The organism is Streptomyces zinciresistens K42 (genome assembly GCF_000225525.1).
Classification (GTDB): Bacteria; Actinomycetota; Actinomycetes; order Streptomycetales; family Streptomycetaceae; genus Streptomyces; species Streptomyces zinciresistens.
The window spans coordinates 1-10,916 of the sequence record NZ_AGBF01000208.1 but is presented as its reverse complement, the minus strand read 5'-3'; the positions used below and the strand labels follow the sequence as shown (position 1 = coordinate 10,916).

Genomic DNA, 10,916 nt, shown 5'->3' with positions numbered 1-10,916 from the left:
CGCATGACGGTCCATGACGCTGCGCTCCTCGGCTCGGCGGACGCCGTCCGGCTCCCGGCCGTGACGTGCCTCCAGCGTCGGCCGCCGCGGCCCGTACCGGCAGGTGCCGCCCGTCCTCGCGGCAGGGCCGAACGGCCCACCGCGGCCGGCACCGGTCCGGGGCCGATCCCGCACCGCGGCGCGTCCCGGGCCGGTAGCGTGGCAGGCACCGCAGCGGCCGGAGCACGGCCGCCCACGGGACCGGAGGAGACGCAGGTGACAGGCGCCGAGGAGCCTCGGGAAGCCCGAGTACGGCTGCCCCAGCTGAGGCTGGACGAACTGCTGGAGGAGCTGCAGGCCCGGCTGGACGCGGCCCGCGGCACCCGCGACCGGGTGCGCAGCCTGCTGGAGGCGGTGCTCTCCGTCGGCCGCGAGCTGGACCTGGAGCAGGCGCTGCACGGCATCGTCGAGGCGGCGGCCGTCCTGGTCGACGCGGAGTACGCGGCCCTCGGGGTGATCGGCCCGGACGGCACGCGGCTGTCCGCGTTCCACACCGTCGGGGTCGGCGAGGACGTCATCGCGGGGATCGGCCACTTCCCCGAGGGGCACGGCATCCTCGGCGAACTCATCCGCCATCCCGAGCCGCTGCGCCTGGCCAAGCTCTCCGAGCACCCCGCCTCGTACGGCTTCCCGCCGAACCATCCGCCGATGAACACCTTCCTCGGCGTTCCGATCCGGGTGCGCGAGCAGGTCTTCGGCAACCTGTACCTGACCGAGAAGCGGGGCGGCGCCCAGTTCGACGAGGAGGACGTCTCGGTGACGTCGACCCTCGCGGTGGCCGCCGGCGTCGCCATCGACAACGCCCGCCTGTACGAGGAGTCCCGGCTGCGCGAACGCTGGCTGCGGGCGACCGCCGAGATCACCCACCGGCTGATGTCCGGCGTGGGCCGGGGCGAGGTCCTCGGGCTGATCGCCGCGCGTGCCAGGGAGAACACCGGGGCTGCCCTGGCCCTGGTCGCCATGCCGATGGAGGACACCGACGCGCTCGCCGTCGAGCTGGCCCTCGGGCCGGACGCGGACACCCTGCGCGGACTGGTGCTGCCCGTGGACGCCAGCCTGATAGGCGAGGCGTTCTCCACGGCCGCGCCGGTCACCAGCCCGGACGTCTCCCGGGACGAGCGGCTGTCCGCCGGGCCCCGGCGCTTCACCGGGCTCGGCCCCGCCGTCGCCGTGCCCGTCGGCACCCGCGAGAACCGGGTGCGCGGTGTCGTCCTGCTGGTCCGCGAGGCGGGCGGGACCGTCTTCACCGGCAAGGAGATCGAACCCCTGCTGGGCTTCGCGGCCCAGGCGTCGGTGGCCATGGAACTCGCCGAGCGGCGCCAGGACGCCGAAGAGGTCGCCGTGCTCAAGGACCGTGACCGCATCGCCCGCGACCTGCACGATCTGGCGATCCAGCGGCTGTTCGCCACGGGGATGACGTTGCAGAGCGCGGGCCGTTTCATCGACCATCCCGAGGCGTCCGAACGCGTGGTGCGCGCCGTCGACGACCTCGACGAGACCATCAAGATCATCCGCTCGACGATCTTCGGCCTGCGGTCCCGCGAGGGCTCCGGCGGGGCCGGGCTGCGGGCCCGGATCGTGCGGATCGCGGGGGAGGCGGCCCCGGTGCTGGGCTTCGCGCCGAGCGTGCGCATGGAGGGGCTGCTCGACACGAACGTGCCGCGCGAGATCGCCGACCACGTGGTCGCCGTCCTCTCCGAGGCCCTCACCAACATCGCCCGCCACGCCCGCGCCGACCGCGCCGACATCGCCCTGACGGCCGACTCCGGCGAGGTCCGGCTCACGGTCGCCGACAACGGCGTCGGCGTCCCGGCCGGGGGACGCCGCAGCGGACTGCGCAACATGGCCGAGCGGGCCCGGCAGTCGGGCGGCGAACTGGAACTGGACGAGGCAGCCGGCGGCGGCACCCGCCTGGTGTGGTGGGTGCCGCTGCCGCCCGGATGACCCCGGGCGGCCGCTGCCGCCCGGCCCCGCAGCCCCGGGCCGAACGTCCCCCGGTCCTGCCCGACCGCCTCTCGCACCCGGCCCCGCCCGGTGACACGGTGGAATCGGAGCCCGTGCCGCCCCGGCGACGGCCGGGCGGAAGGCGGTGACGACGATGACACTCCCCCTGGTCGTGGGCGTCGACGGGTCCGACGGCTGTCTGCGGGCCGTCGACTGGGCGGCGGACGAGGCCGTCCGCAGAGACCTGCCGCTGCGCCTGGTGTACGGCTCCCTCTGGGAGCACTACGCGGGCACCGCCCCGCCGGTGGGGCGGCAGCCCTTCTCCGAGCGGATGCTCGCCGAACACCTCGTCGCCTCGGCCGCCGAACGCGCCGCGCGGCGCGCCCCAGCCCTGTCGGTCGGCACCGACATCGTCCCCGCCGACCCGGTCGACGCGCTGCTCCACGAGGCCGGCAACGCCTTCGCGCTGGTGACCGGGGAGCGGGGACGCGGCGAGCTGAAGGGCATGCTGCTCGGCTCGGTGAGCGTCGCGGTGGCCGGCCGGGCGCACTGCCCGGTGATCGTGGTCCGGGGCGAGGACAGCGGCCTGGCCGGTGTGCACGAGCGGATCCTGTTCGGCGCCGGGGACGAGGCAGCCTCGGCGCAGGCCGTGCCCTTCGCCTTCGCGGAGGCCGCGGCACGCGGCTGCGCCCTCGACGCGGTACGGGCCTGGCGCTGCCCCGCCCACGAGGGCGCCGGCCGGGCGACGGACGCCGCGCGGGAGTGCGAGGAGCGGGCCGCGGCCGCGCTCGACGCCCTGCTCGCCGAGGCCGTCGCCGCGAACCCGGACGTCCCCGTGCGCCGGATCACCGTGGGCGGCCCGGCCCACCACGTCCTGGTCGAGCAGTCCGCGGCGGCCGACCTCGTCGTGCTCGGCGCACGCCGCCGGCACGGCCGCTTCGGCCTCCAGCTCGGACGCGTGGGCCACACCCTGCTGCACCACGCGGCCTGCCCGGTCGCGATCGTGCCCCGGCTCGCCTGACCGCCCGGCGGCGGTTCACGGCATCTCCTCGTGCGGACCCAGCTCCACCGTGGTGGTGACCCGGGTCAGGGAGGGCCGGCGCGGCGCCGAGCCGAAGCCGACCCGCACGGGCGGGTCAACGGGTGCCTGAACGCCCAGGTCACGGCCCTCCCACACCGCCCAGGACATGACGACCGGCCGCAGGTCGAGGGCGCCGTACCACTCCCGGCGGCCCGCGCCCGCGCTGCCCCGGGTCCGTACGCCCGGCAGCAGCAGCCGCGCGGGCCCGTCCGTGACGGCGCTCCACGCCGGACGGCGGGCGAGCGCCGCGGGGACCGCGCGCAGCACCCAGCCCAGCGGGCCGCGACGGCCGGTGGTGAAGCCGAGCCGGAGGGGTCCCGCCGCGACCGTCCAGGTGCCCGCGGCGACCCGCACGTCCACGGGGACGACGCGCACGGTGTCGAAGCGGTAGGTGTCGGCGATGAAGCGGGCCGTCCGCGCGGTGGGCGCGAGCAGCAGCCGTTCGCCGTCGGCCCGCTCCACCATCACGTCGCTGAACGGACCGAACGGCGAACGCGGCCAGTGCCCCAGCACCAGACGGGTGCCCGAGGACGTGCCCAGGCCCGCGATCCAGCCGTCGAAGCGCAGCCGCCGGCCGCCGTGTCCGTGTCGTGCGCGCCGCCGCGCTCCGTAGGCCACCACGCACGTCGTGTCCCCCGTGTCCGCCGGCCGGAAACGGGCCGGCCGGGGCACGGGGGCGGGTGGACCGGGTGCCGTGCGCCGGCACGGAGCGGTGGGTGAGTGGGTGAGTGGGTGAGTGGGTGGGTCAGGAGCTGGCGCCGGGTGGCGGGCGCCGGGCGCCGGGCGCCGGGCGGTGGGTGCCGGGTGCCGGGTGGCGGGTCAGGACCGGGTGCCGTGCGCCACGATCAGGTCGGTGACCGCCCGCAGGCCGCCCCGCGCGAAGGCGGCGCGCTGGCGGTCCGCCCCGGTCCCGTCCCGCAGGAGGCGGTCGGTGAGGGCGGTCACCTGCCGGGTGTCCCCGGCCGCGTCGAGCCGCCGGAGCCACATGCCCGAGGAGGGCGTCCAGGACCTCGCGCGCGGGGCGGGAGTCGCCGTCCGGGCCCACCAGGGTGCCGCCCGCGCCGTGCCGGGCCGCGTGCCACAGCGCGGCCCGCAGCAGTTCGGGGGCGAGGTCGGGCGCGGGCTCGCCGGCGGCGGCCGCGGCCAGTTCGGTGGTGACCAGGGCCCGGACCAGGCCCGCCAGCGGCACCGCGTCGTCCACGCTCAACTGGACGTCCAGGCAGCGCACTTCGATCGTGGGGTAGCGGGCCGACAGCCGCGCCAGCCAGTACACCTGCCCGACGTCGGAGATCAGCCCGCTCCTCAGCAGCCGCTGCACCCGCCGGTCGTGGTCGGCCGCATCCGTGAAGTACGGAGGCATCCCGCTGACCGGCCAGCGCCCGAAGACCACCGTGCGCCAGCTCGCGAAGCCGGTGTCGTGCCCCTCCCAGAGCGGGGAGTTCGCCGACAGGGCGGTCAGCACCGGCAGCCAGGGCCGCAGCCGGTTCACGACCTGTACGCCCTCCTCGCGGCCGGGCACCGCGACATGCACGTGCATGCCGTTCACCAACTGCTCCGCCACCAGTTGCGGGGCCCGGGAGAGCAGTTCCCGGTAGCGGACCTTGTCGGTGACGGCCTCGGGGCGCCCGTCGCGCAGCGGCGCCGTCCCGCTGGGGGCGACCCGGCAGCCGTGGCGCTCGGCCGCCGCCGTCACCGCGTGCCGTAGCCGCAGCAGATGCCCGCCCGCCTCGTCCAGGGTGCCGCAGACCGGGGTCGCCACCTCCACCTGCGCCTGGAGCAGTTCGCTCTGCACCTCCTGCTCCGCGACGAAGGGCGCGAGCCCCGCGGCCCTGCGCACCTTGTCGGCGAGCGGGACGGGCAGACCTGTGACCGGGTCGAGCAGCAGGTACTCCTCTTCCACACCGATCGTCGTCATCGGCCGCCTTCTGTTCCGCTCCGTCGCCGGAGTCCCGACCCCGCCCGGGAGGTCACCCCGACGGAGCGCGCTCACCCGGGAGACCGAGTGCCGCGGTCGGCGTCCCGCAAACCCGGCAGGCCGTGCGGGGCGGCCGGAGCCGCCGGGCAGGCCCGGGGCGCGCCGCTCTGTGTGGTGCAGCGCTGTGTGGTGTCGCGCTGTGGTGTGGCGCTATGTGGTGTGGCGGCTGTGTGGCGCCGCGCTATGTGGTGTGGCGCTGTGTCGTGCAGCGCTGTGTGGTCTCGCCCCGGGAGTGGCCGCGGGTGGGAGGGAGTGTGGGCCGGGAAGCCGGGAAGCCGGGAAGCCGGGAAGCCGGGAAGCCGGGAGGGCGCCGCGCGCCGTCGTCGGGACCGCGCCGCCGCCGCGTGGCACAGTGGCCGTATGTGCGGCCGCTACGCCTCCACCCGCAGCCCCCAGGACCTCGTCCAGCTGTTCGAGGTCACCGAGTGGCGTCCCGAGGAGACCCTGGCGCCCAGCTGGAACGTGGCGCCGACGGACGAGGTCTGGGCGGTGCTGGAGCGCGCCCCACGCGGTGCGGGCGAGGACGCCCCCGCCGTACGCCGGCTGCGCCCGGTGCGCTGGGGCCTGGTGCCCTCGTGGGCCGAGGACGTGAAGATCGGCGCACGGCTCATCAACGCGCGCGTGGAGACCGTCCACGAGAAGCCCGCCTTCCGCCGCGCCTTCGCCGGCCGCCGGTGCCTGCTGCCGGCCGACGGCTTCTTCGAGTGGGACGCCGTCGAGGACACCGCCACCGGAAAGGTCCGCAAGCAGCCGTACTTCATCCACCCCGACGACGGCCGGGTCATGGCCCTGGCGGGGCTGTACGAGTTCTGGCGCGACCCCGCCGTCAAGGACGGCGACGACCCCGCGGCCTGGCTGCTGACCTGCACGGTCATCACCACCGAGGCGACCGACGCGGCGGGCCGTGTCCATCCCCGGATGCCGCTGGCGCTCGCCCCCGGCGACTACGACGCCTGGCTCGACCCCGGCCACCGCTCCGCGGACGGCCTGCGCGCCCTGCTCGCCCCGCCCGCGGGCGGTCACCTGACCGCGCGCCGCGTCTCCCCGGCCGTGAACAGCGTCCGCGCCAACGGCCCCGAACTCCTGACCGAGGTCCCCGCCCCCTGAGAGCGGCCCGCCCGGGTACGTCGCCCGCCGGAGAAGGGACCACCCCGGGAAATGGACCACCCACCCAGGGACCTGGACCACCACCCCTGGAAACGGACCGGAAGGGGACCACCCCTGAAGACTGGACTACCAGTACAGCGTCTGGACTAGTAGTCTAGGTCGTGGACCGGGGGCGGCCCGGTCCGGGAGCGGGCCGCGGAGGGGTGCGATGACGGGCGGACGGGCACGGGAGGCGGAGCGCGACGCGATCGTGGCCGCGCTGAAACCGGTCGTGGACGGTCTCGTGGCGACGTTCGGGCCGATGTGCGAGGTGGTGCTCCACGACTACCGGCGGCCCGAGGAGTCGGTGGCCGCCGTCGCGGGATCGGTCACCGGGCGGGACGTGGGCGGTGCGACGAGCGAGATCGGCCTGCGCCTCGTCGCGCGCGGCGACGAGGCGCGCGACGAGCTGAACCACCTCACCCGGACCCGCGACGGCACCCTGGTCAAGGCGTCCACGATGGTGCTGCGCGACTCCTCGGGCACCGCCTTCGGCGCGCTCTGCGTCAACCTCGACCTCACGGCCGTCACCGAGGCGCACACCCTGCTCGGCGCCCTCGCCGGCGGCGCCGCCGCCTCCGCCGAGCCGCCGGTCACCACCTTCGGCAACGACATCGACTCGGTCGTGGAGGCCATCCTCGACGCCCATCGGATCCGGCAGAGCGGCAGTTGGGCGGCGCTCGACCGCGCGGGACGACTGGAGCTGTTCCGCGGACTGGACGAACGGGGCGTCTTCGCCGTGCGGCGCGCCGTCGAGCAGGTCGCCGGCCGGCTCGGCATCTCGCGCGCCTCCGCCTACAGCTATCTCTCGCAGGCCCGCGCGGCCGCCGGCCCGACACCCCCTGGAGGACACGCGTGACGACCACCACCCCGCCGGTCACCCTCGACGCCGTCCGCGACGCCGCCGTACGGCTGCGCGGCATCGCGCACCGCACCCCGGTGCTGCGCTCACGCACCCTCGACGCGCGCGTCGGCGCCGAGGTCCACCTCAAGTGCGAGAACTTCCAGCGGGTCGGAGCCTTCAAGTTCCGCGGCGCCTACCACGCCGCCAGCCGGCTCACACCCGACCAGCTCGGCCGGGGCGTCGCCGCCTACTCGTCCGGCAACCACGCCCAGGCGGTCGCCCTCGCCGCCCGGGAGCTCGGCACCACCGCGGTGATCGTCATGCCCGAGGACGCCCCGCCGTCGAAGCGGGCGGCGACCGCCGGATACGGCGCCGAGATCGTCACGTACGACCGCTACACCGGCGACCGGGTCGCGCTCGCGAAGGCCCTGGCCGCCGAGCGGGGCCTCACCCTCATCCCGCCCTACGAGGACCCGCACGTCATGGCCGGCCAGGGCACGGCAGCGCTCGAACTTCTCGAAGAAGTGGGGGAGTTGGACGCCCTGCTGGCTCCCGTCGGCGGCGGTGGGCTGATGGCCGGGAGCGCCACGGCGGCCAAGGGGCTGCATCCCGGCATCCGGATGATCGGCGTGGAGCCGGAGGCGGGCGACGACACCAGGCGTTCCCTGGAGGCGGGGCGGCGGGTCAGCGTCCCGGTGCCCCGGACCATCGCGGACGGGCAGGCCCTGCCCACGCCGGGCGAGCTGACCTTCTCCGTCAACCGGCGGCTGGTCGACGACATCGTGCTGGTCAGCGACGACGAGATCAGGGAGGCGATGCGGTTCGCCTTCGCACGTCTGAAGATCGTCGTGGAGCCGAGCGGCGCCACCCCCCTCGCGGCGCTGCTCACCGGCCGGGCGGGCGCGCTGCCGCCCCGCGTGGGGGTGATCGTCTCCGGCGGGAACGTCGACGCGGAGCGGTTCGCCGAACTGTGCGCCGGGCGCGGCTGAGCCCCGTCGGCCGAGTCGGCGCCCCGGGCCCGGACGGCGAGGCGGGCCCCCGGGGCCGTGCGCCGGGCCCGGATGGCGGCCTCCGGTGGCCGGGCGGACGATTGAGTGGTACTGGGTCGGCCGCCCGCGGCGGTGACCAGGGCCTCCGGGACGGCCGGTCCGGCCGCGGCACACCGCGGCAGGCCGCGGCACACGCGGCCGGAAGGGAGCACACGATGCTGGAAGTGAAGACGCTCGACAAGCCGGACGAGCGGCGCGATTTCCCGCAGGGCCATCTGGAGGCCGTCCACATGACGGACCTCGATTTCGCGGTGGCGACCTTCGAGCCGGGCTGGCGCTGGTCGCAGTCCGTGGCCCCGCTCGCCGGCACCGACACCTGCCAGATGCACCACAACTGCTACATGGTGCAGGGCCGTATGCACATCCGCATGGACGACGGGGGCGAGAGCGAGGTCGGACCCGGCGACGTCTTCGTCTGCTCCCCGGGACATGACGCCTGGGTCGTCGGCGACGACCAGGTCGTCGTGTACGACTTCCAGGGGCAGACGGCGAGGGAGTACGCGAAGGCGTGAGCCCGGCGGGTCGTCGTCGCCCTCACACGGTGACGACGACCTTCGCCCGCGCGTGCTCCTTCTCCAGATACCGGATCGCCTCGGCCGCCTCCGCGAGCGGGTACGTCCGCTCGACCACCGGGGCGATCGTGCCCGCCTCGGCCAGCTCCCGCAGCGCCGCGAGGTTCGCGGTGCTCTGGCGCGCGGCGATCTCCAGCAGCCGCTGGCCGCCCGCGAAGGGGGCCGCGGCCCGCCGTCTGAGGAACAGTCCCATCGGGCCGACGAGGCTGCCGCCCTCGTAGACGCCGCCCCCGGACAGCATGAGCGCGCCGGTCGGGGCCAGGACGCCGCGCAGCTCCCGCAGCGAGCGGTTGCCCACGAGGTCCAGCACCACGTCGTACCGCCGGCCGGCCCGGGTGAAGTCGTCCCGGGTGTAGTCGACGACGTGGTCGGCGCCGAGGGAGCGGACCAGGTCGGCGTTCCTCGTGCTGCACACGGCGGTGACCTCCGCGCCGTACGCCTTGCCGAGCTGCACCGCGAAGGTGCCGACCCCGCCCGACGCGCCGTTCACCAGCAGCGACTGCCCCGGCTGGACCCGGGCGACGTCGCGCAGGCCGATGAGGGCGGTGTTGGCCGCCAGCGGCATCGCCGCCGCCTGCTCGAAGGTGAGCCGGGCGGGCTTGGGTCCGGTCTCGGCGGCCCGCGCGCACACGTACTGCGCGAAGGTGCCGTCGGCCTCGCCGTACACCTCGTCGCCGGGCGCGAGCCCCGCGACGCCGGGGCCCACCGCCTCCACCCGGCCGGCGAAGTCCCGGCCCCGGACGCGGTTGCGCGGGCGGCGCCATCCCATGACCCCGCGGCCGATCAGCGGGTCGCCGCGCATGAAGTGCCAGTCGTAGGCGTTGACCGAGGCCGCGTGCACCCGGACCAGCACCTCCCCGGCGCCCGGCTCCGGCCGGTCGATGTCCGTGAACGTGAGCGTGTCCGCCGAGCCGTACCGGTCCTGCACGACCGCCTTCATGGAAGCCCCCTCCGCTTTCGCCGAGCGTAGGAAAGGCCGCCCCGCCCGGCCATCGGGGGCGCACCCTGATTTTTTTCCGGGGCCCACCCCCGAGGGTTCCCCGGGTCACGGGGGCGTTCCGCCCGCCTCGCGGAAACCGGTCGGTCCGGACCCCGGCCACCCGGCGAGCACCGTCGCGCGCGGGGCCAGGGAGGCGATGAAGGAGTCCTTCCGCACCCTGGCCGCCGAGGCGGGGGCGCCGGACGCCGACCTGCTCGCCCGCCGGCTGACGCCGGTCTTCGACGGCGCGAGCGCCCGTGCGGGGGCGGGCGTCGAGACCGTGGACGGACGGACTGGCGCTGCCGACCGCGACCGCACTCCTGGACGCCGCCGGCGTGCGCTGAGGGGGCGGCCCCCGGCGGCCCCCGGCGGCCACCGCGGAGAAGGCCGCCCCGCCGCGCGGTCGGCGACCGCCGGGCCGAGGCCGCGCGGATGCCCGACGCGGCCCCCGCTATCCGTCCGAGTCCCCGCTCACCAGCACCACCTCCAGGGTGCGCGGTCCGTGCACCCCCTCCACCCGGTCCAGTTCGATGTCGCTCGTGGCCGAGGGCCCGGAGATCCAGGTCAACGGGCGGGCCGCATCGAGGCGTTCCAGCGCCTGCGGCACGGAGGAGACGACCTGGTCCGGGACCCGCACCACGCAGATGTGGTGGTCGGGCACCAGCGTGATGCGCCGCCTGCCCTGGTCGGGGGAGCCGTCCAGGACGATGGTGCCCGTCTCGGCGACGGCCAGCGCGCAGCCGGTGACCACGCTCTCCACCTCGTCCAGCTCGTGCGGCGTGCTCCCCTCGCGGTCGTCGACGCGGGCGGCGTCGGCGGCCGACAGCCACTCCGGCGGCAGCAGCGGCGGAACCAGCACGGACCGCGACCCCCGCTCGGCGAGCAACCGGCCCAGGAGAGCGGGCAGTTCGCTCTCGGTGGCGCGGTGCACGAGTGCCCGGTAGTCCGCCAGGTTCTCGGCCAGCAGATCCACCGTCTCCCGCGTCCCGCGCCGCCCGTGCTCGCGCAGGTAGCCGCGCGCGACGGCCTCCTCGTACGGCACGTCGTCGTCCGGCAGGTCCGCCAGCGCCCGCCGCACCCGGCCCAGAATCCGTTCCCTGCTGTTCACCCGGCCCCGCCCTTCCCGCCGTTCGTCCGCTGCCACCAGTCGCGGAAGGGTTCCGCCGGGACGGCCGGCAGTTCCCGTGCCGCGGTCCACGCCCGGCCCGGCCCCGGCAGCGAGCGCGGATGCAGCCGCCGGGTGCGCGAGGCCAGCCGCTGACCGGCGCGCAGGGCGCCCGGCCGGGC

Annotated in this window: 10 protein-coding genes and 1 pseudogene; 6 read left to right on the top strand and 5 right to left on the bottom strand. The window is 76.0% G+C overall.

Going from position 1 to position 10,916, the window contains the following annotated elements:
* Positions 1-255: 255 nt before the first annotated feature.
* The gene (locus SZN_RS31455) at positions 256-1,983 is read left to right on the top strand and encodes a sensor histidine kinase (protein ID WP_007502981.1); all 1,728 of its coding nucleotides are present in this window, start codon (positions 256-258) and stop codon (positions 1,981-1,983) included.
* Positions 1,984-2,137: 154 nt separating this feature from the next.
* Positions 2,138-3,004, top strand: coding sequence for a universal stress protein (locus tag SZN_RS31450; RefSeq protein ID WP_007502979.1), 867 nt, complete (start codon positions 2,138-2,140; stop codon positions 3,002-3,004).
* A gap of 15 nt (positions 3,005-3,019) precedes the next feature.
* Here SZN_RS31450 and SZN_RS31445 read toward each other — a convergent pair whose 3' ends face one another.
* Both SZN_RS31445 and SZN_RS31440 read right to left on the bottom strand, forming a co-directional pair.
* A complete protein-coding gene (locus SZN_RS31445; RefSeq protein ID WP_007502977.1) occupies positions 3,020-3,682 on the bottom strand; it encodes a hypothetical protein in 663 nt (220 codons plus the stop codon).
* Positions 3,683-3,883: 201 nt separating this feature from the next.
* Positions 3,884-4,979, bottom strand: a pseudogene (locus SZN_RS31440) (carboxylate-amine ligase).
* 420 nt (positions 4,980-5,399) lie between these two features.
* On the opposite strand from SZN_RS31440, the gene SZN_RS31435 reads away from it, so the two are divergent.
* From SZN_RS31435 to SZN_RS31420, 4 genes are all read left to right on the top strand, one after another.
* Positions 5,400-6,146, top strand: a complete 747-nt coding sequence (locus tag SZN_RS31435; protein ID WP_007502973.1) for an SOS response-associated peptidase — start codon at positions 5,400-5,402, stop codon at positions 6,144-6,146.
* Positions 6,147-6,354: 208 nt separating this feature from the next.
* Positions 6,355-7,044 (top strand): helix-turn-helix transcriptional regulator, encoded by a 690-nt coding sequence (locus tag SZN_RS31430; protein ID WP_007502972.1) that lies wholly within the window; start codon positions 6,355-6,357, stop codon positions 7,042-7,044.
* Entirely contained in the window at positions 7,041-8,018 is a 978-nt protein-coding gene (locus SZN_RS31425) for a pyridoxal-phosphate dependent enzyme (RefSeq protein ID WP_007502971.1), read from the top strand. The genes SZN_RS31430 and SZN_RS31425 overlap by 4 nt, the downstream gene beginning before the upstream one ends.
* 215 nt (positions 8,019-8,233) lie before the next feature.
* A complete protein-coding gene (locus SZN_RS31420; RefSeq protein WP_007502970.1) occupies positions 8,234-8,590 on the top strand; it encodes a cupin domain-containing protein in 357 nt (118 codons plus the stop codon).
* A 22-nt stretch (positions 8,591-8,612) separates the two neighbouring features.
* On the opposite strand, the gene SZN_RS31415 is transcribed toward SZN_RS31420, so the two are convergent.
* From SZN_RS31415 to SZN_RS31405, 3 genes are all read right to left on the bottom strand, one after another.
* Entirely contained in the window at positions 8,613-9,590 is a 978-nt protein-coding gene (locus tag SZN_RS31415; protein WP_007502969.1) for an NAD(P)-dependent alcohol dehydrogenase, read from the bottom strand.
* 490 nt (positions 9,591-10,080) lie between these two features.
* On the bottom strand, positions 10,081-10,737 hold the full coding sequence (locus tag SZN_RS31410; protein ID WP_007502968.1) for a LutC/YkgG family protein: 657 nt from the start codon (positions 10,735-10,737) through the stop codon (positions 10,081-10,083).
* A partial coding sequence (locus SZN_RS31405; protein WP_007502967.1) for a lactate utilisation protein LutB domain-containing protein occupies positions 10,734-10,916 on the bottom strand: 183 nt, incomplete at its 5' end. The genes SZN_RS31410 and SZN_RS31405, both read right to left, overlap by 4 nt.

Coding starts and splice junctions, on each gene's coding strand:
- SZN_RS31450 (WP_007502979.1), top strand. CDS start 2,138: ATGACACTCCCCCTGGTCGTGGGCGTCGACGGGTCCGACGGCTGTCTG.
- SZN_RS31435 (WP_007502973.1), top strand. CDS start 5,400: ATGTGCGGCCGCTACGCCTCCACCCGCAGCCCCCAGGACCTCGTCCAG.
- SZN_RS31430 (WP_007502972.1), top strand. CDS start 6,355: ATGACGGGCGGACGGGCACGGGAGGCGGAGCGCGACGCGATCGTGGCC.
- SZN_RS31420 (WP_007502970.1), top strand. CDS start 8,234: ATGCTGGAAGTGAAGACGCTCGACAAGCCGGACGAGCGGCGCGATTTC.
- SZN_RS31415 (WP_007502969.1), bottom strand. CDS start 9,590: ATGAAGGCGGTCGTGCAGGACCGGTACGGCTCGGCGGACACGCTCACG.